Below are 21,675 nucleotides of genomic sequence, written 5' to 3'. Positions count from 1 at the left end.
AAGTAGCTGATCGTGCCGGGTCCGGGTCCTCACATCGAGACACGCGATGCGTGGGTGGAATTTCCCATCTTCGACGCCAAGTCGCGTTCCTTGAAGAAGGCGTTCCTGGGTAAGGCGGGCGGCACGATCGGTCGCAACAGCTCCAACGTCGTCGTCGTCGAGGCGTTGCGCGACATCACCATGACGCTTGAGTTGGGCGACCGGGTAGGCCTGGTCGGCCACAACGGCGCCGGGAAATCGACGCTGCTGCGCCTACTTTCGGGCATTTACGAACCCACCCGAGGCTGGGCGAAGGTCACCGGGCGCGTCGCGCCCGTCTTCGATCTCGGGGTCGGCATGGACCCCGAGATATCCGGTTACGAGAACATCATCATCCGCGGCCTGTTCCTCGGGCAGACCCGAAAACAGATGCTGTCCAAGGTCGACGAGATCGCCGAGTTCACCGAACTGGGTGACTACCTGTCGATGCCGCTGCGCACCTACTCCACCGGGATGCGGGTCCGGTTGGCGATGGGCGTGGTCACCAGCATCGACCCCGAGATCTTGCTGCTCGACGAGGGCATCGGCGCGGTGGACGCCGACTTTCTGAAAAAGGCCCAGTCCCGGTTGCAGCGCCTCGTGGAGCGTTCCGGAATTCTGGTGTTCGCCAGCCATTCAAACGAATTCCTGGCCCGACTGTGCAAGACCGCGATGTGGATCGACCACGGAGTCATCCGGATGTCCGGCGGCATCGAAGATGTAGTGCGCGCTTATGAGGGTGACGACGCGGCGCGCCACGTGCGCGAGGTATTGGCCGAGACCCGCATCGAGATCGACGGCGACAAGCCGCTGGCACACAAAGTATCCGGGGATGAGTGAAACCGTCTTCGCCGTCGTGGTCACCCACCGACGCCCCGACGAGCTGGCCAAGTCGCTGGATGTGCTGAGCACGCAAACCCGCTTACCCGACCACCTGATCGTGGTCGACAATGATTCATTGGGGGATGGAGCGGGATCCGACCGCGTCCGCGATCTGGTAGCCCGGCAGCCGATTTCAACCACCTACCTGGGATCGCGCCGAAATCTCGGGGGCGCGGGCGGTTTTGCCCTCGGCATGTTGCACGCGCTGGCCCAGGGGGCCGATTGGGTGTGGCTGGCTGACGACGACGGCCGTCCCCAGGACTCGCGCGTTCTGGCGACCCTGCTGGCCTGCGCCCAGAAATACAATCTCGCCGAGGTGTCACCGATGGTGTGCAACATGGACGACCCGCAGCGGCTTGCGTTCCCGCTGCGCCGCGGTCTGGTGTGGCGCAGGCGCACAAGCGAATTGCGCACCGAAGGAGGACAGGATCTGCTGCGCGGGATAGCGTCGCTGTTCAACGGCGCGCTGTTCCGGGCGTCCACTCTGGACGTGATCGGCGTTCCGGACATGCGGCTGTTCATCCGCGGCGACGAGGTGGAGATCCACCGCCGGCTGGTTAGGTCGGGCCTGCCGTTTGGAACCTGCCTGGACACGGTCTACCTGCATCCCTGCGGATCCGACGAATTCCGGCCCATCCTGGGCGGCCGGATGCACACTCAGTACCCCGACGATCCCACCAAGCGGTTCTTCGCCTACCGCAACCGCGGCTACCTGCTGTCGCAACCGGGCCTGCGCAAATTGCTGGTTCAGGAGTGGCTGCGATTCGGCTGGTTCTTCCTGGTGACCCGCCGCGACCCCAAGGGCCTGCTGGAGTGGATTCGGTTGCGCCGCTTGGGACGCCGGGAGCGATTCGGCAAGCCTGACGCTGGGGGTTCCCCGTGACGTTCGTCGACGCGGCCGCGCAGTCGCGAACATTCACCCGCGCCCGGGGCGATCTGGTCGACGGCTTCCGTCGTCACGAGCTGTGGCTGCACCTGGGCTGGCAGGACATCAAGCAGCGCTACCGCCGCTCGGTGTTGGGACCGTTCTGGATCACCATCGCAACCGGGACTACCGCTGTCGCGATGGGCGGGCTGTACTCGAAACTGTTCCACCTCGACCTGGCGGTGCACCTGCCCTACGTGACCCTGGGGCTGATTATCTGGAACCTGATCAACGCCGCCATTCTGGAGGGCGCCGACGTGTTCGTCGCCAACGAGGGGCTGATCAAGCAGTTGCCGACGCCGTTGAGCGTGCACGTCTACCGGCTGGTGTGGCGGCAGATGATCTTGTTCGCGCACAACATCGTCATCTATGTCGTCGTCGCGATCATCTTCCCCAAGCCGTGGTCGTGGGCCGATCTGTCGGTCATCCCGGCGCTGGGGCTGATCGTGCTCAATTCCATATGGGTGTCACTGTGTTTCGGCATCCTGGCGACCCGCTACCGCGACATCGGTCCGCTGCTGTTCTCGGTCGTGCAGCTGCTGTTCTTCATGACGCCGATCATCTGGAACGACGACACGTTGCGGCAGCAGGGCGCCGGACGCTGGGCGAGCATCGTCGAGCTCAACCCGCTGCTGCACTATCTCGATATCGTGAGATCCCCCTTACTGGGCGCTCACCAAGAGCTGCGGCACTGGGTGGTGGTGTTGGTGCTGACGGCCGTCGGCTGGGTGCTGGCGGCGTTCGCGATGCGGCAATACCGGGCCCGGGTTCCTTACTGGGTCTAGCCGGGGCAGCCGGCCGACAGTCCGGCGTTGGCGGCGGCCAATGAAGCGGCAACGATGCGGCCGAAGCCTCAGACAGGATGCCGGAGACGGCGATAACATCGCCCCATACCGAATCCTCGTCGATGCGCCCGATAGCCGGGTTTTCCTGTCCGGGAGGTAGGCCATGTCGCTTGTAGTTGCGGCACCGGAGACACTGACGGCAGCGGCGGCGGATTTGGCGGACATCGGTTCGACGATCAACGCCGCGAGCACCGCGGCCGCCACCCGGACGGCGGGGGTGCTTGCCGCGGGCGCTGACGAGGTGTCGGCGCAGATCGCTGTGCTGTTCGGGGCGCACGCCCAGGAATATCAGGTGTTGAGCGGTCAGGTAGCCGCGTTTAACGCTCAGTTTGTGCAGGCGATGGCTGCCGGCGCGGGATCGTATGCCAGCGCAGAAGCGGCAAACGCGTCCCCTTTGCAGAGCGTTGAGCAGGACCTGCTGGCTGCCGTCAATGCACCAACCGAGGCCCTGGTGGGGCGCCCGCTGATCGGCAACGGTGCCCCTGGGGGGACCGTTAGCGGGGTGGGGCAGCCCGGCGGGGCCGGCGGGGTTTTATACGGCAACGGCGGGGCCGGTGGTGCGAGCACGGCTGTCGGGGTCGCCGGTGGCGCCGGCGGCGCCGCGGGGCTGATCGGCGCAGGCGGGCCCGGCGGCATGGGCGGCGGCGGCGCGGCCGGCGGTCACGGTGGCACCGGGGGACTGCTGTCCGGAGACGGCGGGGCCGGCGGGGCCGCTGTGGCCGGCGTCAACGGCGGCAATCCCGGGCAAGGGGGTAACGGCGGCGACGCCGTCATGTTTGGCAATGGCGGTGCGGGCGGGCCAGGCGGAATGGGTCTGGCCGGGGCAAACGGGGTGAACCCCATCCCGGTCGGCACCGCAGGCAGCGGAAGCAACGGCACGGCTAACTTCGTGACCGGCAGCGGAGCCGTCGCAGCTAGCGGTACCCCTGGCAGCCCGGGCAGCAGCGTCGCCGGAGGGGCCGGCGGCAGCGGCGGCGGAGGTGGCACCGGGTCAGCTACGGGCGTTGGCAGCGGCACCAACTCCGTTTCGGCTTTTGGTGGCCCTGGTGGTTCCGGAGGCGCGGCCGGTGCAGGCGCCACCGGCGGGGCCGGCGGTCCTGGCGGCCTCGCGACGGCCACGGATAGCGCGACGGCCGGCCTGGGTAGCAGCGTCGTTGCCATCGGTGGCGCGGGTGGTAGCGGGGCCGGCGGCGGAGGCCCGGGCGGAGCGGGCGGTGCGGGCGGAGGGGGCGGTGCAGCGACCGCCTCTGGCTCCGCGAATGACACCGTTCGCGCCCTCGGCGGCGCGGGTGGGAACGGCGGTGACGGTGCCACGGGCGCGTTCGGCGGCGCCGGCGGGAATGGGGGCGCCGGCGGGAATGGGGGTCACGGCGGGCTGCTGATGGGCAACGGCGGTGCCGGCGGCGCCGGAGGCACCGGGGGCACGGGCGGTAACGCCGACACCGGCGGTGCGGGCGGTGCGGGCGGTCCCGGCGGCACCACGATCAGCAATGGCAATCCCGGGCCTACCGCAAGCGCCGGAGACGGTGGCGACGGCGCCGCCGGCGGCACTGGCGGCGCAGGAGGGAGCGGCGGCGAGGGCGGAGAGGGCGGCGCCAGCGGGCTGCTGGCCGGCACCGGCGGGGCTGGCGGCACCGGCGGCGCCGGGGGCATCGGCGGCCATGGGGGTAACGGCGGCAACGGGGCTGCCCCCGGCGGCGCCGGCGGTAACGACGGCGGGGCCGGCGCCGGGGGCGGCGGCGGCCCCGGGGGCACCCCGGGCAGCGGCGGCAGCGGCGGGGCAGGTGGCTCCCTGATTGCCGCACCGGGCGCCGCCGGCGCCGCCGGCACGGGCGGCTCCATGGGCGCGGCCGGCACGAGCGGCAATCCCGGGTAGCGCTGAACGCAATCGACAAGCTGGGGCAGCAGGGTGCCGGACGCTGGTCGAGCATCTTCGAGCTCAACCCGCTGCTGCACTATCTCGATATCGTTCGCTCGCCATTGCTGGGCTCCCATCAGGAACTGCGGCATCGGGTGGTGGTGCTGGTCTTGACGGCCGTCGGCTGGGTGCTGGCGCCCTTCGCGATGCGGCAATACCGCGCCCGCGTGCCTTATTGGGTCTAGCCAGCCGGGTGTGGTCACCCTCACCGGAGGACCGGGAAAGCCCCCGCACCGGGCACAGCCGGCATGCCAACGCTCTGGCCGCGACGAAGCGAGCAAACGAGGATAGAATCGGCGCCTTATCGGGCGTGCAGGTGTCTAACAATCCAGGGTCGTTGCCGGATATGGTGGCGGCTACCTCGTGGTGGTGCGACACTGAAGCGCTACGAAGCACCTCATGTGGCGTATTCGGGTAACTCAAAAGGCAAATCAGGGCGCTCGACGACAACGAAGTCGCCGGCGCCGCGAAAGGTCGACGGACGTGAGCAAACAAGGCCAATCAGCGGCGGATGCGGCGCGGGAAAACCTCGCCGCGGAGCTGGACCGGCTACGGCAGCGACGTGATCGCCTCGAGGTCGAGGTCAAGAACGACCGCGGCATGATCGGTGATCACGGCGACGCGGCCGAGGCGATACAGCGCGCTGACGAACTTGTGGTCCTCGGCGACCGGATCAATGAGCTGGACCGGCGGTTGCGGACGGGGCCGTCGGAGTCCGACAGATCGGAAACGCTGCCCGGCGGTACCGAGGTGACCCTGCGGTTCCCCGACGGTGAGGTCGTCACTATGCACGTGATCTCGATCGTCGAAGAGACCCCCATCGGCCGCGAAGCTGAGACGTTGACCGCCCGCAGCCCTTTGGGGCAGGCCCTTGCCGGACGTCAGCCGGGCGATACGGTGACCTACTCGACACCGCAAGGGGAAAATCAGGTCGAGCTGCTCGCAGTCAAGCTGCCCAGTTAGCTCCAACCGGGTTCCCGAGCTGCCCCGTAAACTGCCCCCAATGGTTGTGCCGCTGCCTGAGACCGCGCCGCCGCGCCCACAACTGAGTCTGACGACGCAGGTGTGGCGCTTCGTCGTCACGGGGGGGCTGGCGGCGATCGTCGACTTCGGCATCTACTTTGTGCTCTACAGAGTGGTCGGCATGCAGGTTGACCTGTCCAAGGCGATCAGTTTCGTCATCGGCACCATCACCGCCTACCTGATCAACCGCCGATGGACGTTTCAAGCGCCACCGAACACCGCACGCTTCGCCGCGGTCATGGTTCTCTACGGCATTACCTTCGCCGTGCAGGTCGGGCTCAATCATTTGTCCCTGGCACTCCTGCACTACCGCGGGTGGGCGATACCCGTCGCGTTCGTGATCGCGCAGGGCACCGCGACGGTGATCAACTTCATCGTGCAGCGAACCGTGATCTTCCGCATCCGCTGAGCCGCCAGGTACAGGCGGTACCCTCTTTGACGATGTTGACGACCAAACGGCTCACCGGCTGGAGCCGCACGGCGCCGTCGGTAGCGCAGGTGCTCTCCACCCCCGACCCCGAGGTGATCGCCAAGGCGGTTGCCCATGCCGCCAACGCCGGCGGGCGCGGCGTCATCGCCCGTGGGCTGGGCCGCTCTTACGGCGACAGTGCGCAAAACGGCGGCGGCCTGGTCATCGACATGACGGCGCTGAACCGCATCCATTCGATCGACGCCGACACCCACGTCGCCGACCTCGACGCCGGCGTAAACCTCGACCAGTTGATGCGCGCCGCACTGCCGTTCGGGCTGTGGGTGCCGGTGCTGCCGGGAACCCGGCAGGTCACTATCGGCGGTGCGATCGGCTCCGATATTCACGGTAAGAACCACCACAGCGCGGGCAGCTTTGGCAATCACGTTCGGTCGATGGAACTGTTGACCGCCGACGGGCAGGTCCGCCACCTCACCCCCGACGGCGAGGAGGCCGAGCTTTTCTGGGCCACCGTCGGCGGTAACGGGCTCACCGGAATCGTTTTGCGCGCGACCGTCGAGATGACTCCAACGGAGACGGCATATTTCATTGCCGACGGCGACGTTACCCAGACCCTGGACGAGACCATCGCGTTCCATAGTGACGGCAGCGAAGCCAACTACACCTACTCGTCGGCGTGGTTCGACGCGATCAGTGCGCCGCCGAAGCTGGGTCGCGCCGCAATTTCGCGTGGGTCGCTGGCGACGGTGGACCAGCTGCCGAAGAAGCTACAGAAGAACCCGCTGAAATTTGATGCGCCGCAGTTCTTTACGATGCCCGATATCTTTCCCAACGGCTTGGGCAACAAGCCAATCTTCGGCACGCTGACCGAACTCTGGTACCGCAAGTCGGGGTCCTACCGCGGCAAGGCGCAAAACCTGACGCAGTTCTACCACCCACTGGATATGGTCGGCGAGTGGAACCGGGCCTACGGCTCAGCCGGTTTCAGCCAGTACCAGTTCGTGGTGCCCGTCGAAGCAGTAGCGGAATTCAAGGGCATCATGCACGACATCCAAAAGTCGGGTCACTACTCGTGGCTCAACGTGTTCAAGCTGTTCGGACCCGGAAACCAAGCGCCGCTGAGCTTCCCGATCCCGGGCTGGAACGTGTGCGTCGATTTTCAGATCAAGCCGGGCCTCAACGAGTTTCTCAACGAACTCGACCGCAGAGTGCTGGAGTTCGGCGGTCGGCTCTACACCGGCAAAGACAACCGCGCCACCGCGGCCACTTTCCACGCCATGTACCCACGCATCGACGAATGGATCGCGTCGCGCCGCAAGGTCGATCCCACCGGGGTCTTCGTCTCGGACATGGCCCGACGTTTGGAGCTGCTCTAAATGGTGCTCGACGCCGTGGGTAACCCCCAGACCATCCTGCTGCTGGGCGGCACGTCCGAGATCGGGCTGGCCATCTGCGAGCGCTACTTGCAGAATGCCCACGCGCGTATCGTGCTGGCCTGCATGCCCGAAGACCCGGGCCGCGACGACGCGGTGGCACAGATGAAGGCCGCAGGCGCGCGATCGGTGGAGCTCATCGACTTCGACGCGCTGAACACCGACAGCCACCCCAAGGTGATCGAACAGGCTTTTGCGAACGGCGACGTCGACGTGGCCATTGTCGCTTTCGGTGTGCTCGGCGACGCCGAAGAGCTCTGGCAGAATCAGCGCAAGGCCGTCCAGGCCGCCGAAATCAACTACACCGCGGCGGTTTCCGTCGGCGTACTGCTGGGCGAGAAGATGCGCGGCCAAGGCTTCGGCCAGATCATCGCGATGAGCACGGTGGCCGGTGAACGGGTGCGGCGGTCCAACTTCGTCTACGGCTCCACCAAGGCCGGTCTGGATGGTTTCTATCTGGGCTTGTCAGAGGCTTTGCGCGAGTTCGGGGTTCGTGTCCTGGTAATCCGGCCCGGCCAGGTGCGTACCCGGATGAGCGCGCACGTCAAGGAGGCCCCGCTAACCGTCGACAAGGAGTACGTCGCGAACCTCGCGGTGACCGCGTCCGCAAAAGGTAAGGAATTGGTTTGGGCGCCAGCAGCGTTCCGCTACGTGATGATGGTGTTGCGACACATCCCGCGGAGCATCTTCCGCAAACTGCCAATCTGACCATGCGTAACGCGCTGGCCACCCTGGGCCAGATGGTCGGGGCAGTGGCGGTCGCGGTGATCGTTGCGGTGATTTCGCTGATCGCCATCGCCGGCGTGCAGTGGCCGGCCTTTCCGTCGTCCAACCAACTGCACGCGCTGACCACCGTCGGGCAGGTCGGCTGCCTGGCCGGGCTGGTCGCTGTCGGCTGGCTGTGGCGGCGGCCCCGGTCGAAGAGCTGGTACCGGCCGCTGGCTCAGCTGGGTGGGCTGGTGTTCGTCTCGGCGTTCACCGTCGTGACGCTGGGCATGCCCCTGGGGGCGACCAAGCTGTATCTGTTCGGCATCTCCGTCGACCAGCAGTTCCGCACCGAATACCTGACGCGGCTCGCGGACAGCCCGGCGCTGCACGACATGACCTACCTCGGCCTGCCGTCGTTCTACCCGCCGGGCTGGTTCTGGATCGGCGGACGTCTCGCGGCGCTCACCGGAACGCCGGCCTGGGAGGTCTACAAGCCGTGGGCCATAACCTCGATCACCATCGCGGTCGCGGTCGCGCTGGTGCTGTGGTGGCGAATGATCCGGTTCGAGTACGCGTTGGTCGTGACGACCGCGACCGCGGCGGTGACGCTGGCCTACAGCTCGCCGGAGCCCTACTCCGCGATGATCACGGTCCTGTTGCCGCCGATGCTGGTGCTGACGTGGTCGGGTCTGCGCGCCGGCGCCCGCGAGCGTGCGGCTCGCCGCACGGTCGAGCCCGAACGTGAAGCTGGCCGCACGCTCGGCGCCCAAGGCTGGGCCGCGGTGGTCGGGGCCGGGATATTCCTGGGTTTCACGGCCACCTGGTACACGCTGCTGGTGGCCTACAGCGCCTTCACCGTCGGGCTGATGGCACTGCTGCTGGCCGGATGGCGGTGGCGACGAGCCGGGCTGAAAGCCGCGCTCGATCCGGTGCGCCGGTTGGGCGTCATCGCCATCGTCGCCGCGCCCATTGGGGCCACCACCTGGCTACCGTTTGTGGTGCGGGCCGCCAGTAACCCGGTCAGCGACAGCGGCAGCTCCCTGCATTACCTGCCGGCCGACGGCGCCGAACTGACCTTCCCGATGTTGCAGTTCTCGCTGCTGGGAGCGGTCTGCATGCTGGGCACGCTGTGGCTGGTGGTGCGGGCCCGCTCGTCGGTGCGAGCGGGCGCCCTGGCCATCGGCGTGCTGGCCGTCTACCTGTGGTCCCTGCTGTCGATGCTGACCACGCTGGCGCGCACCACGCTGTTGTCGTTCCGGCTGCAGCCCACGCTGACAGTGCTGCTGGTTGCCGCCGGCGCGTTCGGCTTCCTCGAAACCGCTGGGATGTTAGCGGCGCGTGGCCGCGAAAGGGGCCGCGACCGGGGCTGGGGGCGGGCCGTCATCCCGGTGGCCGGCGCCATCGGACTGGTTGCCGCGATCGCGTTCAGCCAGGACATTCCCGACGTGCTGCGGCCGGATCTCACCATCGCCTACACGGACACCGACGGCTACGGCCAGCGCGGCGACCGGCGGCCGGCGAGCTCCGAGAAGTTCTACTCCGTCATCGACGCCGCCATCTTGCACGTGACCGGCAAGCCGCGCGATCAGATCGTGGTGATGACCGCCGACTACAGCTTCCTGTCCTACTACCCGTACTGGGGATTCCAGGGGCTGACGTCGCATTACGCCAACCCGCTGGCACAGTTCGATCTGCGGGCCGCACAGATCGAGAAGTGGTCCAAGCTCAAGACGCCCGACGAGTTCGTCCACGCGCTGGACACGTCGCCCTGGCCACCGCCGACGGTATTTCTCATGCGCCGCGGCGCGAACAGCAACTACACACTGCGGTTGGCCGAGGACGTGTACCCCAACCAGCCCAACGTCCGTCGCTACACCGTCGATTTGCGGGCGGCCCTGTTCGCCGACCCGCGCTTCGTCGTCGAAAGCATCGGCCCGTTCGTGCTGGCCATCCGCAAGCCGGTGGCATAACCGCTGATGGCCACCGAGACCCCGCCTGACTTGGTGCAAGAACTACCATCTACCTCCGTGAACGACGCGGGAGGAAACCACCGGATTGCCCGGTTGGTTGCTACCGTCGCTGGTCTGCTCGGGGCCCTACTGGCGATCGCCACCCCACTGCTGCCCGTCAACCAGACCACCGCCCAACTGAACTGGCCGCAGAACGGCACGTTCGACAGCGTCGAGGCACCGCTAATCGGGTACGTGGCCACCGAATTGAACGTCACCGTGCCGTGTCAGGCCGCCGCCGGGCTGGCCGGACCGCGCGACGGTAAGACGGTGCTCTTGTCGACGGTGCCCAAGCAGGCCCCGAAGGCCGTCGACCGCGGACTGCTCATCCAGCGCTCCAACGACGATCTAGTGCTCGTGGTGCGCAACGTCCCCGTGGTCACCGCCCCGTTGAGCCAGGTCCTCAGCCCGGCCTGCCAGCGGTTGACCTTCACCGCGCACGCCGACCGGGTCATCGCCGAATTCGTCGGGCTGACACAGGGCCCCAACGCGGAGCACCCCGGCTCGCCGCTACGCGGCGAGAAAAGCGGCTACGACTTCCGCCCGCAAATCGTCGGCGTGTTCACCGATCTGGCCGGGCCGGCACCGCCGGGCCTGAGCTTTTCGGCGACCGTCGACACCCGTTACAGCAGCAGCCCCACGCTGCTGAAACTGGCCGCGATGATCCTCGGGGTGGTGCTCACCGCCGCCGCCCTGGTCGCGCTGCACGTCCTGGACACCGCTGACGGCACCCGGCATCGCCGCTTCCTGCCTCCGCGCTGGTGGTCGATCGACGGTCTGGACGCCCTGGTCATCGCCGTGCTGGTGTGGTGGCATTTCGTCGGCGCCAACACCTCCGACGACGGCTACATCCTGACGATGGCCCGGGTGTCCGAGCACGCCGGCTACATGGCCAACTACTACCGGTGGTTCGGTACGCCCGAGGCCCCGTTCGGCTGGTATTACGACCTGTTGGCGTTCTGGGCACACGTCAGCACCGCCAGCATCTGGATGCGGCTGCCCACCCTGGTGATGGCGCTGACCTGCTGGTGGGTGATCAGCCGTGAAGTCATGCCGCGCCTGGGTGATGCGGTCAAGAAGAACCGGGCCGCGGCGTGGACCGCGGCGGGCATGTTCCTGGCGGTCTGGCTGCCGCTGGACAACGGCCTGCGGCCCGAGCCGATCATCGCGGTGGGCATCCTGCTGACCTGGTGTTCGGTCGAGCGGGCGGTGGCCACCAGCCGGCTGCTGCCCGTGGCGATCGCCTGCATCATCGGTGCACTCACGTTGTTCTCCGGACCGACGGGTATCGCCTCAATCGGTGCGCTGCTGGTCGCGATCGGGCCGTTGCGGACCATCCTGCACCGCAGATCCAAACAGTTCGGCGTACTACCGCTGGTGGCGCCGGTGTTGGCCGCGGCCACCGTCACCGCGATCCTGATCTTCCGCGACCAGACGCTGGCCGGCGAGCTGCAAGCCAGCATGCTCAAGCGTGCCGTCGGGCCCAGCCTGAGCTGGTTCGACGAACACCTCCGCTACGAGCGACTGTTCATGGCCAGCCCCGACGGGTCGGTGGCCCGACGCTTCGCCGTCCTGGCGCTGCTCCTCGCGCTCGGGATCACGGTGGCAATGTCGTTGCGCAAGGGCCGAATTCCGGGCACGGCCGCCGGGCCGAGCCGCCGCATCGTCGGGATCACGATCATCTCGTTCCTCGCGATGATGTTCACTCCCACCAAATGGACACACCACTTCGGGGTGTTCGCCGGGCTGGCCGGACCACTGGGCGCGCTGGCCGCGGTCGCGGTGACGTCGGTGGCCATGCGCTCCCGGCGCAACCGCACCGTGTTCGCCGCCGTGGTGTTGTTCTTGGTGGCGCTGTCGTTCGCCAGCGTTAACGGCTGGTGGTATGTGTCCAATTTCGGTGTGCCCTGGTCGAATTCGTTCCCGAAATGGCATTACGCCTTTGCCACCATGCTGCTCGGGCTGACCGTGCTGGTGCTGCTGCTGGCAGCATGGTTCCACTTCGTCGCCCCGGACTCGGCCAGGTTCCAAGGGCCACCGACGACCCGTTTCGGGGCTCGAATGACCCGAATCATCCAGTCCCCGTTGGCAATCGCAACATGGGCGCTGGTGATCTTCGAGGTGGCATCGCTGACCCTGGCGATGACGGCCCAGTACCCGGCGTGGTCGGTGGGACGCTCCAACCTGGAGGCTCTGGCTGGTCTGAAGACCAGCAAAGCCTGCGGACTGGCCGAGGACGTGATGGTGGAGCAGGATCCCAACGCCGGCATGCTGGCCCCGGTGAGCGGTTCGGTGGCCGACGCGCTGGGCGCCGGACTGTCGGAAGCGTTCACGCCCAACGGCATTCCCGCCGACGTCCGCGCCGACCTGGTGATGGAGCGTCCCGGGGACCGCAGTTTCATCAACGACGACGGACTGATCACCGGCGCCGAGGCCGGCACTGAGGGCGGCACCAACCCCGCACCGGGAATCAACGGTTCGGTCGCGCAGCTGCCCTACAACCTCGATCCGGCCCACACACCGGTGCTGGGCAGCTGGCGGTCCGGCATACAGGTGGTCGCCAGGCTGCGGTCGGGCTGGTACCGGCTGCCGCCCAGCGGCCAGCGGGGGCCGCTGCTGGTCGTGAGCGCGGCCGGTCGCTTCGACCCGCGCGAGGTACAGGTGCAATGGGCCACCGACGACGAAGCGGCCAGCGGACATCCAGGCGGGTCGTTCCAATTCGCTGATGTCGGGGCGTCGCCGGCCTGGCGTAACTTGCGGTTGCCGCTATCCGCGATCCCCGGCGCCGCCACCCAAATCCGCCTGGTCGCCGACGATGAAGACCTGGCACCGCAGCACTGGATCGCGGTCACGCCGCCGCGGATTCCGCAGCTCCGCACGCTGCAGGATGTGGTGGGCTCCCAAGACCCGGTGTTCCTGGACTGGCTGGTCGGCCTGGCGTTTCCGTGCCAGCGACCGTTCGGCCATCAAAACGGTGTCGACGAAACACCGAAATGGCGCATCCTGCCGGACCGATTCGGCGCCGAGGCCAACTCGCCGGTGATGGACAGCAACGGCGGCGGCCCGCTGGGCGTCACTGAGTTGCTGGTGAAAGCGACCACGGTGGCCAGTTATCTCAAAGACGACTGGTCCCGGGACTGGGGTGCCTTGCAACGGTTGACGCCCTACTACCCCAACGCCCAGCCCGCCCGTCTGCAGTTGGGGACGGCCACGCGCAGCGGCCTGTGGAACCCGGCGCCGCTTCGCCATAACTAACCTCAACGCCGACTACGGTTGGCGTGCAAAGGAATTAAGCGTGGTTGGGTCACAGCCCGGGTAAGCAGAGACCGGGAATACATCCAAGGTTCGGCGGCGGGTTATCGCCCTCATAAACGAAGTGACCACGATTGGCCTGGAATCCGTAGTCGACCCAGTACCAGGTGTGGCAGACATTCGTGTCCCAAACGACGTCGGTCGCCGGTAGATGTTGCCCTGGGCACCATTGGTATGGACCCCTCGTGTTGGCCTGGGCGGTACCGGCGGTCAGCCCGACTCCGGCCACCGCGACGCTGCCCCATAGCAATGCCCCGGCGATGATGCGCTTCAGGTATCGGGTGCTCATGGCGGTTCCGTTTCGTCGCCGTCCGCCGTGTTACTTCTGCCCCGTTCCGGATAGAGCCGGCATCCGGAAACGGGGCAGAAGTTGTTTTGGGCCGGCTTACGGGATCAGTGCGCGCAAGGGATGCGTGACAGACCAAATTGGGTGCAGGACGTCCGCGGCGTAGTGCCGAACCGGATGCAGGGGTCCGCTGTAGGGGACCCACGGGTCGGCCGAGGCGACGGCCGGCATGAGCGACCCAGCGAGTGACAGGCCGGCGGTGCCCAGCAAGACGGCGCCCGCCATCCGCAGCTTGGACACTTTGTTGGTACTGGCTTTCATGGTTGCGATTCCTCCCTCCGGGGTCGGTCGCGGCGACCGACAGCAGAAGTGTCACGCAGACCACTTGCGAGGTCCTTGCGAGATTCTTGCGAAATTCTTGCGTTCGCCGGATCCGCAAGCCGGCACCGGCGGCGGATGACCAGGAATTGACGAGCCTAGACTTGCCGTTCGTGACCACTTGAGCGCGCGATCGAGGCCCGCAAATGACAGCCAGCCTGATGACCATGGCCCGCGCTGAGCGGGCCGACCTTGCCGACTTCCTGGCCAGCCTGACGCCGCAGGACTGGGAGGCACCCAGCCTGTGTACCGGCTGGACCGTCAAAGACGTTGTCGCGCATATGATCAGCTACGAAGAGCTCGGCACCCTGGGGCTGCTGAAGCGCTTCGCGAAGGGCTGGATCGTGCGGGCCAACCAGGTCGGCGTCGACGAGTTCGCGGCCCTGAGCCCCCAACAGCTGCTGGAATTTCTGGGCGGTCACCTCCAACCACGCGGACTGACAGCGGGTTTCGGCGGCATGATCGCGCTCGTCGACGGCACGATTCACCATCAAGACATCCGCCGCTCGCTTGGCCGGCCGCGCAGCGTCCCGGCCGATCGGCTCGAGCGGGTACTCGGCTTGGTGCCCGGTAACCCGAGACTCGGCGCCGGACGCCGGATCAGGGGGCTGCGACTGCGCGCGACCGACATCGATTGGGCGCACGGCCGCGGACCCGAGGTCATCGGCCGCGGCGAGGCGCTCCTGATGGCGATGGCGGGCCGTCCCGCGGCCCTGGCAGACCTTGACGGCCCGGGCCTTGGCACGTTGACCGAACGGCTGCGCGGGTAGCCGACCGTCAGAAAGGGCGAATTTCGAAGGTGAAGTGGTGGCCGCCGATGCAGATGCGGTCGCCGTCGGCCAGGGCGGCGCTGCCCCGGATGCGCTGGCCTTGCACCTCGACGCCATTGGTGGACCGCAAATCGGTCATCACGAAACCGGTTCCGGTGTCGGTGATGACGGCGTGGTGGCGGCTGACGTCGCCGTCGTCGAGAACGATGTCGTTGTCGGTGAAACGCCCGATCCGGGTGATCGCACCGGCCAGCCGATACTCCCGTCCGGTCTGGTCGCGGAGCCGGGCAACGACGGACTCCGTGACCGGCGTTCCCTCGGTCGTCGGCTCCGGCTGGTAGACACCGCGCTTGCGGGTCGTCAGGGCGGCCCGTTTGAGGCCCAGCGGCTCCTGGCGCAGGATCCGCTCATGCAGCGCACTGACCGTGGGGCCGGGGTCGATGCCGAGTCCCTCGGCCAGGGCCCTCTTGAGCCGTCGGTAGGCACCGAGCGCGTCGGACTGACGCTCGGTGACGTAATAGGCGGTGATCAGCTGCGCCCACAGCGGTTCACGGTAGGGGTGTTCGGCGGTGAGCACCTCGAGCTCGCCGATGACGGCACCGGCGCGTCCGCACGCGATCTCGGCCTCGGCGCGGGCGGTGTGGGCCGCCACTTTTTCTTCCATCAGCGCCGTGGCGAAGGCATCGACGAAGGCGAAGCCGCGCAGGTCGTCGAGAACCGGTCCGCGCCATTCGGCCAACGCCAACGAAAGGTGGTTGCTGGCATCTTCGAAGCGACCGGCGGCGGCGGCCTGGGTTCCCGCGGCCTTTGCGACCATGAAGCGCCCGAGGTCGCAGTCGGCGTCGGCGACGCTGAGCTGGTACCCGGGCGGTGCGCTCGCCAGCACCTGGTACGGGTCGACACCGGCGCTGCGGAGCAGTCGGCGCAGGTTGGACACGTGGGCCTGGATGCTGGTGCGCGCGGCCGGCACCGGATCCTCATCCCAGACCGCATTGATCAACGACTCGACGGACACCGGCCGATTGCGGTTGATCAACAGCATGGCCAACACCGCACGCTGCTTCGGGGCGCCGACCGGCACCCGGACGCCGTGAGAGGTCATCAGCAACGGTCCCAAGACACCGAACCCGAGACCTGTGTTCGTCATCGCGCTGCCAGCCTCCCGGTTTTCGGGGCCTTGTCGGGGCCTCATAGGGGGATTGTCGGGGCCTCAGCTCACCATTTTGTACGCATCCGGTGCGACGAGAGTTTATTTGGTGGGCCGGGCGCCGCGCTAAACCAAAAACTGGTATGGATTTTTGACGACGTGGCGGCTCTCCGCACATCAGGCCCGCTGCGCGGCCCTGCATCCTCACCGCACAAAGCGGCGTCCCCTACGATCGACCCTCGTGCCCCCCGACGGTAATCAACGATCCCAGCGGATCCCGCGGTTGGTCGCCGTCGTCGCGGGAATCGTGGGCCTGTTGTTGTGCGCCGTTGTCCCGTTGCTTCCCGTGAGACAAACCACGGCAACCGTCCTATGGCCACAAGGCACCACAGAAGGTCCCGCCGGCCACGTCACCCAGATCACCGCCCCGCTGGTGTCCGGGGCCCCGCGGGCACTGGACATCTCAATCCCCTGCTCCGCGATGGCTACGTTGCCTCCCAGCGGCGGATTGGTGGTCTCGACCCTGCCGGACGGCGGCGTGGATAACGGTAAGAACGGCCTCTTCGTGCGTGCCGACAAAGACGTGATCGTCGTTGCGTTCCGGGATTCGGTGGCGGCTGTGGCAAAGCGCTCGGCGGTCGCCGCCGGCGCCTGCAGTGTGCTGCACACCTGGGCCGGCGCCGGCGGGGCGGGCGCGGACTTCGTCGGCATACCCGGCGCTTCAGGAATGCTGCCGTCCGAGAAAAAGCCACAAGTCGGCGGCGTATTCACCGATCTGAAGGTGCCCCCGCAGCCGGGGCTGTCGGCCCGCGTCGACATCGATACCCGGTTCATCACGGCGCCGACCGCCACCAAGAAGATCGCGATGGTCGTCGGTGGGCTGGCGGTCCTGGTCGCCATCATCGCCCTGGCGGCGTTGGATCGCCGCAGTCGCGGCGAGGACACGCTGGTCAACTGGCGGTCACCGGTCGCCTGGCTTGCCAGATACCGCCCGCGCGTGCATCGGGCCACCTGGTGGCGCGTCGGCGCCGCTACCTGGCTCGCTGACGCCGGGGTGATCGCGACGCTGCTGCTGTGGCATGTCATCGGCGCCACCTCGTCGGACGACGGCTACAACCTGACCATCGCCCGGGTCGCGCCGAAGGCCGGTTACGTCGCCAACTACTACCGCTACTTCGGGGCGACGGACGCACCATTCGACTGGTATCTCGCGGTGCTGTCGAAATTAGCCTCGGTGAGCACCGCCGGCGTTTGGATGCGGCTGCCGGCCACGCTGGCGGGGATCGCATGCTGGCTGATCATCGGCCACTGGGCGCTGCGCCGGCTGGGACCGGGTAAGGGCGGCCTGGCGGCCAACCGGGCGGCGGTGCTGACCGCGGGCGCGGTGTTCCTGGCCGCCTGGCTGCCGTTCAACAACGGGCTGCGGCCCGAGCCGCTGATCGCCCTCGGTGTGGTGCTCACCTGGATGCTGGTAGAACGCGCGATCGCGCTGGGTCGCCTGGCCCCCGCCGCTGTCGCGATCATCGTCGCGATGCTCACCGCGACGCTGGCGCCGCAGGGGTTGATCGCCGTCGCCGCGCTGCTGACCGGTGCCCGCGCCGTCGCTCGGATCATCCAGCGCCGCCGGGTCACCGACGGGCTGTTGGCCCCGCTGGCGGTGTTGGGGGCGTCGCTGTCGCTGATCACGGTGGTGGTGTTCCGCAGCGAGACGCTGGCCAACGTGGCCGAGTCCGCGCGCATCAAGTACAAGGTCGGCCCGACGATCGCGTGGTACCAGGAATTCCTGCGCTACTACTTCCTCACGGTGGAGAGCAACGCCGAAGGGTCGATGGCGCGTCGGTTCGCGGTGCTGGTGATGCTGCTGTGCCTGTTCGGGGTGCTGGTGGTGCTGCTGCGTCGCGGCCGGGTCCCGGGCCTGGCCAGCGGCCCGGCGTGGCGGCTGATCGGCACCACCGCGATCGGCCTGCTGCTGCTGACGTTCACGCCGACGAAGTGGGCCGTGCAGTTCGGCGCTTTCGCCGGACTGGCCGGCGCCCTGGGCGCCGTCACCGCGTTCACCTTCGCGCGGATCGGCCTGCACAGCCGCCGCAACCTGACGCTGTACGTCACCGCGCTGCTGTTCGTGCTGGCGTGGGCCACTTCCGGCATCAACGGCTGGTTCGAGGTCAACAACTACGGAGTCCCGTGGTTCGACATCCAGCCGGTCATTGCGAGCCACCCGGTGACGTCGATGTTCCTTACGCTGTCAATCCTCACCGGACTGCTGGCCGGCTGGTACCACTTCCGCATGGACTACGCGGGGCACACCGAAGTCAAGGACAACCGGCGCAACCGCGTGCTGGCCTCCACCCCGCTGCTGGTGGTGGCGACGATCATGGTGCTCGGTGAGGTCGCGTCGCTGGCCAAGGGCGCGGTCTTCCGCTACCCGCTGTACACCACCGGCAAGGCCAACCTGGCCGCAATCGCATCGGGGCTGTCGTCCACCAGCTGCGCCATGGGCGATGACGTGCTGGCCGAGCCAGACCCCAATGCGGGTCTGCTGCAGCCGGTTCCGGGGCAGCAATTCGGCCCCGCGGGCCCGCTCGGGGGAATCAACCCCGTCGGCTTCAAACCCGAAGGGGTTGGCGACGACCTGAGGTCCTACCCGGTGGTGACCAAACCGGGGGTGGTGAATTCCGACGCGTCACCCAACAAGCCCAACGCCACCATGAGTGACTCCGCGGGCACGGCCGGCGGGAAGGGCCCGGTCGGGATAAACGGGTCGCACGTGGCACTACCGTTCGGCCTCGACCCGGCCCGCACACCGGTGATGGGCAGCTACGGCGAAAATTCGCTGGCCGCCACCGCGACTTCGGCCTGGTACCAGTTGCCGCCACGCGACCCGGCCCGGCCGCTGGTGGTGGTCTCCGCCGCCGGCGCCATCTGGTCGTACAAGGAGGATGGCACCTTCACCTACGGGCAATCGCTGAAACTGCAGTGGGGCGTCGCTCGCCCCGACGGCACCACCCAGCCGCTCGCGGAGTTCTATCCGATCGACATCGGGCCGGAGCCGGCGTGGCGCAACCTGCGGTTCCCGCTGGCCTGGGCGCCGCCGGAGGCTAACGTGGCGCGCATCGTCGCCTACGACCCGAACTTGAGCTCCGAGCAGTGGTTCGCGTTCACGCCTCCGCGGGTCCCGGTGCTGCATACCCTGCAGGAATTGATCGGATCGCACACACCGGTGCTGATGGACATCGCGACCGCCGCAAACTTCCCCTGCCAGCGGCCGTTCTCCGAACACCTCGGCGTTGCCGAACTTCCGCAATACCGATTCATGCCCGATCACAAACAGACGGCGGCGTCGTCGAACGGGTGGCAGGCCAGCGAGGCCGGCGGTCCGTTCCTGTTCACTCAGGCGCTGCTGCGTACCTCGACGGTCTCGACGTACCTGCGCGGTGACTGGTATCGCGACTGGGGATCGGTCGAGCAGTATTACGCGTTGGTGCCGGCTCAGCAGGCGCCGGTTGCCGTTGTCGAACAGGGTGTGATCACAGTGCGCGGCTGGAGCCGGCAGGGACCGATTCGGGCGCTCCCATGAGCGTGACGACGGTCGCGAACCGCGAAGACAAGGCGGTCCCCCGTCAAGACGTGCGGGTGACGCGCTGGGTCGCGACGATCGCCGGGCTGATCGGTTTCGTCTTGTCGGTCGCGACGCCGCTCCTGCCCGTCGTTCAGACCACCGCGACGCTGAACTGGCCGCAAAACGGCGAATTGAATAACGTTACCGCACCGCTGATTTCGCTGACACCGGTCGACGTGACGGCAACCGTGCCGTGCTCTGTGGTGCGCGACCTGCCGCCCGACGGCGGGGTCGTGCTGAGCACGGCGCCCAAGAAGGGCAAGGACGCCGCGCTCAACGCGTTGTTCGTCGTCGTCAGCAGCCAGCACGTCGACGTCACGGACCGCAACGTGGTGCTCGCCAGCGTGCCTCGGGACCAGGCGGCGTCCCCGCAATGCCAGCGCATCGAGATCACCTCCACACGCGCCGGCGCCTTCGCCACCTTCGTCGGGTTGACCGATCCCACGGGCAAGCCGGTTCGTGGTGGTTTCCCCGATCCCAACCTGCGCCCGCAGATCGTCGGAGTGTTCACCGATTTGAGCGGTCCCGCGCCAGCCGGCCTGCATCTCTCGGCGACCATCGACACCCGCTTCTCCACCACCCCGACGACGCTGAAACTGGCTGCGATGGTGCTGGCGATCGTGTCCACCATCGTCGCGCTGGTCGCGCTGTGGCGCCTGGACCAGCTGGACGGGCGCCGGATGCACCGGTTGATCCCCACCCGCTGGCGCAAGTTCACGCTGGTAGACGCCACGGTGATATTCGGATTCCTGCTGTGGCATGTGATCGGCGCCAATTCCTCCGACGACGGCTACATCCTGGGCATGGCCCGGGTCGCCGACCACGCCGGCTACATGTCCAACTACTTCCGCTGGTTCGGCAGCCCGGAGGACCCGTTCGGCTGGTACTACAACCTGCTGGCGCAGATGACCCACGTCAGCGACGACAGCCTGTGGATACGGTTGCCCGACCTGTTCGCCGGGCTGGTGTGTTGGCTGCTGCTGTCGCGTGAGGTGCTGCCCCGGCTGGGGCCGGCGGTGACATCCAGCAAAGCCGCGAACTGGGCGGCGGGCATGGTGCTGCTGACCGCGTGGATGCCGTTCAACAATGGCCTTCGCCCCGAGCCCATCATCGCGCTGGGTTCACTGATCACCTGGGTGCTGATCGAGCGCTCCATGTGCGCATCCCGGCTGACACCGGCAGCCCTTGCCGTCGTCACCGCGGCGTTCACCCTGGGGGTCCAACCCACCGGCCTGATCGCGGTGGCCGCCCTGGTCGCCGGTGGCCGTCCGATCCTGCGGATTTTGGTGAAAAGGCATCGCCTGGTCGGCACCTGGCCGCTGGTGGCCCCGATGCTGGCGGCCGGTTCGGTCATCCTCACCGTGGTGTTCGCCGACCAGACGCTGTCAACGGTGCTGGAGGCCACCAGGATTCGCACCGCGATCGGCCCCAGCCAGGCGTGGTACACCGAAAATCTGCGCTACTACTACCTCATTCTGCCCACTGTCGACGGTTCACTGTCGCGCCGATTCGGCTTTTTGATCACCGCGCTGTGCCTGTTCACGGCGGTGTTCATCATGTTGCGGCGCAAGCGAGTTCCCGGCGTGGCCCGCGGCCCGTTGTGGCGGTTGATGGGTGTCATCTTCGGCACCATGTTCTTCTTGATGTTCACGCCCACCAAGTGGGTGCACCACTTCGGGCTGTTCGCCGCGGTGGGTGCGGCAATGGCCGCAGTGACCACGGTGCTGGTATCACATGAGGTGCTGCGCTGGTCGCGCAACCGGATGGCGTTCCTGGCGGCGGTGTTGTTCGTGATGGCGCTGTGCTTCGCCACCACCAACGGCTGGTGGTATGTGTCCAGCTACGGGGTGCCGTTCAACAGCGTGATGCCGAGGCTCGGCGGAATCACGATCAGCGCAATGTTTTTCGTCTTGTTCGCGATCGCGGCACTCTGGGCGATCTGGTTGAACTTCGCGCCCAGAGATCGCGGCGA

16 protein-coding genes and 1 pseudogene are annotated in these 21,675 nt (G+C 67.5%); 14 read left to right on the top strand and 3 right to left on the bottom strand.

What is annotated here, in order from left to right; translation table 11 throughout:
* The first annotated feature begins 9 nt into the window (after window positions 1–9).
* The 11 genes and pseudogenes from wzt (at window position 10) to ACLP4W_RS07745 (ending at window position 13,446) form a co-directional block, all read left to right on the top strand.
* Window positions 10–858, top strand: coding sequence for a galactan export ABC transporter ATP-binding subunit Wzt/RfbE (gene wzt, locus ACLP4W_RS07795; RefSeq protein ID WP_442385574.1), 849 nt, complete (start codon window positions 10–12; stop codon window positions 856–858).
* The gene (gene glfT1 / locus ACLP4W_RS07790; protein ID WP_442385565.1) at window positions 851–1,783 is read left to right on the top strand and encodes a galactofuranosyltransferase GlfT1; all 933 of its coding nucleotides are present in this window, start codon (window positions 851–853) and stop codon (window positions 1,781–1,783) included. Before wzt ends, glfT1 begins: the two co-directional genes overlap by 8 nt.
* A complete protein-coding gene (wzm, locus tag ACLP4W_RS07785) occupies window positions 1,780–2,610 on the top strand; it encodes a galactan export ABC transporter permease subunit Wzm/RfbD (RefSeq protein WP_442385564.1) in 831 nt (276 codons plus the stop codon). Before glfT1 ends, wzm begins: the two co-directional genes overlap by 4 nt.
* 163 nt (window positions 2,611–2,773) lie before the next feature.
* A complete protein-coding gene (locus ACLP4W_RS07780; RefSeq protein ID WP_442385563.1) occupies window positions 2,774–4,546 on the top strand; it encodes a PE family protein in 1,773 nt (590 codons plus the stop codon).
* Between the two features lie 14 nt (window positions 4,547–4,560).
* Window positions 4,561–4,773: pseudogene (locus tag ACLP4W_RS07775) on the top strand (ABC transporter permease); the annotation flags it as partial.
* Between the two features lie 298 nt (window positions 4,774–5,071).
* Window positions 5,072–5,551 carry a GreA/GreB family elongation factor gene (locus tag ACLP4W_RS07770; RefSeq protein ID WP_442385562.1) on the top strand — a complete coding sequence of 160 codons (480 nt, stop codon included), beginning with the start codon at window positions 5,072–5,074 and terminating at the stop codon, window positions 5,549–5,551.
* A 40-nt stretch (window positions 5,552–5,591) separates the two neighbouring features.
* Window positions 5,592–6,020 carry a GtrA family protein gene (locus tag ACLP4W_RS07765; protein WP_442385561.1) on the top strand — a complete coding sequence of 143 codons (429 nt, stop codon included), beginning with the start codon at window positions 5,592–5,594 and terminating at the stop codon, window positions 6,018–6,020.
* A 32-nt stretch (window positions 6,021–6,052) separates the two neighbouring features.
* The gene (locus ACLP4W_RS07760) at window positions 6,053–7,417 is read left to right on the top strand and encodes an FAD-binding protein (protein WP_442385560.1); all 1,365 of its coding nucleotides are present in this window, start codon (window positions 6,053–6,055) and stop codon (window positions 7,415–7,417) included.
* On the top strand, window positions 7,418–8,182 hold the full coding sequence (locus tag ACLP4W_RS07755) for a decaprenylphospho-beta-D-erythro-pentofuranosid-2-ulose 2-reductase (RefSeq protein WP_442385559.1): 765 nt from the start codon (window positions 7,418–7,420) through the stop codon (window positions 8,180–8,182).
* A gap of 2 nt (window positions 8,183–8,184) precedes the next feature.
* Window positions 8,185–10,152, top strand: a complete 1,968-nt coding sequence (locus tag ACLP4W_RS07750) for a galactan 5-O-arabinofuranosyltransferase (RefSeq protein WP_442385558.1) — start codon at window positions 8,185–8,187, stop codon at window positions 10,150–10,152.
* Between the two features lie 6 nt (window positions 10,153–10,158).
* Complete coding sequence (locus tag ACLP4W_RS07745) at window positions 10,159–13,446, top strand: arabinosyltransferase domain-containing protein (RefSeq protein ID WP_442385557.1); 3,288 nt, start codon at window positions 10,159–10,161, stop codon at window positions 13,444–13,446.
* Between the two features lie 49 nt (window positions 13,447–13,495).
* Here ACLP4W_RS07745 and ACLP4W_RS07740 read toward each other — a convergent pair whose 3' ends face one another.
* The gene (locus ACLP4W_RS07740) at window positions 13,496–13,792 is read right to left on the bottom strand and encodes a hypothetical protein (RefSeq protein WP_442385556.1); all 297 of its coding nucleotides are present in this window, start codon (window positions 13,790–13,792) and stop codon (window positions 13,496–13,498) included.
* Window positions 13,793–13,888: 96 nt separating this feature from the next.
* Window positions 13,889–14,110, bottom strand: a complete 222-nt coding sequence (locus tag ACLP4W_RS07735) for a hypothetical protein (protein ID WP_442385555.1) — start codon at window positions 14,108–14,110, stop codon at window positions 13,889–13,891.
* A 203-nt stretch (window positions 14,111–14,313) separates the two neighbouring features.
* On the opposite strand from ACLP4W_RS07735, the gene ACLP4W_RS07730 reads away from it, so the two are divergent.
* Window positions 14,314–14,937, top strand: a complete 624-nt coding sequence (locus ACLP4W_RS07730; RefSeq protein WP_442385554.1) for a maleylpyruvate isomerase family mycothiol-dependent enzyme — start codon at window positions 14,314–14,316, stop codon at window positions 14,935–14,937.
* 7 nt (window positions 14,938–14,944) lie between these two features.
* On the opposite strand, the gene ACLP4W_RS07725 is transcribed toward ACLP4W_RS07730, so the two are convergent.
* A complete protein-coding gene (locus tag ACLP4W_RS07725; protein ID WP_442385553.1) occupies window positions 14,945–16,084 on the bottom strand; it encodes a BTAD domain-containing putative transcriptional regulator in 1,140 nt (379 codons plus the stop codon).
* A gap of 241 nt (window positions 16,085–16,325) precedes the next feature.
* Here ACLP4W_RS07725 and ACLP4W_RS07720 point away from each other — a divergent pair, with 241 nt between their 5' ends.
* Both ACLP4W_RS07720 and ACLP4W_RS07715 read left to right on the top strand, forming a co-directional pair.
* Window positions 16,326–19,661 carry an arabinosyltransferase domain-containing protein gene (locus ACLP4W_RS07720; RefSeq protein WP_442385552.1) on the top strand — a complete coding sequence of 1,112 codons (3,336 nt, stop codon included), beginning with the start codon at window positions 16,326–16,328 and terminating at the stop codon, window positions 19,659–19,661.
* Window positions 19,658–21,675: arabinosyltransferase domain-containing protein (locus tag ACLP4W_RS07715; RefSeq protein WP_442385551.1), on the top strand; the 2,018-nt coding region annotated here is incomplete at its 3' end. The genes ACLP4W_RS07720 and ACLP4W_RS07715, both read left to right, overlap by 4 nt.

Source organism: Mycobacterium sp., from assembly GCF_052145595.1.
Classification (GTDB): domain Bacteria; phylum Actinomycetota; class Actinomycetes; order Mycobacteriales; family Mycobacteriaceae; genus Mycobacterium.
The sequence above is the reverse complement of the archived record's forward strand: the minus strand, read 5'-3'. Positions and strand labels throughout refer to the sequence as shown.

What these genes read in the sequence shown, in the direction of transcription:
- glfT1 (WP_442385565.1), top strand. Translation starts at nt 851, where the DNA reads ATGAGTGAAACCGTCTTCGCCGTCGTGGTCACCCACCGACGCCCCGAC.
- ACLP4W_RS07780 (WP_442385563.1), top strand. Translation starts at nt 2,774, where the DNA reads ATGTCGCTTGTAGTTGCGGCACCGGAGACACTGACGGCAGCGGCGGCG.
- ACLP4W_RS07765 (WP_442385561.1), top strand. Translation starts at nt 5,592, where the DNA reads ATGGTTGTGCCGCTGCCTGAGACCGCGCCGCCGCGCCCACAACTGAGT.
- ACLP4W_RS07760 (WP_442385560.1), top strand. Translation starts at nt 6,053, where the DNA reads ATGTTGACGACCAAACGGCTCACCGGCTGGAGCCGCACGGCGCCGTCG.
- ACLP4W_RS07755 (WP_442385559.1), top strand. Translation starts at nt 7,418, where the DNA reads ATGGTGCTCGACGCCGTGGGTAACCCCCAGACCATCCTGCTGCTGGGC.
- ACLP4W_RS07750 (WP_442385558.1), top strand. Translation starts at nt 8,185, where the DNA reads ATGCGTAACGCGCTGGCCACCCTGGGCCAGATGGTCGGGGCAGTGGCG.
- ACLP4W_RS07745 (WP_442385557.1), top strand. Translation starts at nt 10,159, where the DNA reads ATGGCCACCGAGACCCCGCCTGACTTGGTGCAAGAACTACCATCTACC.
- ACLP4W_RS07740 (WP_442385556.1), bottom strand. Translation starts at nt 13,792, where the DNA reads ATGAGCACCCGATACCTGAAGCGCATCATCGCCGGGGCATTGCTATGG.
- ACLP4W_RS07735 (WP_442385555.1), bottom strand. Translation starts at nt 14,110, where the DNA reads ATGAAAGCCAGTACCAACAAAGTGTCCAAGCTGCGGATGGCGGGCGCC.
- ACLP4W_RS07730 (WP_442385554.1), top strand. Translation starts at nt 14,314, where the DNA reads ATGACAGCCAGCCTGATGACCATGGCCCGCGCTGAGCGGGCCGACCTT.
- ACLP4W_RS07725 (WP_442385553.1), bottom strand. Translation starts at nt 16,084, where the DNA reads ATGACGAACACAGGTCTCGGGTTCGGTGTCTTGGGACCGTTGCTGATG.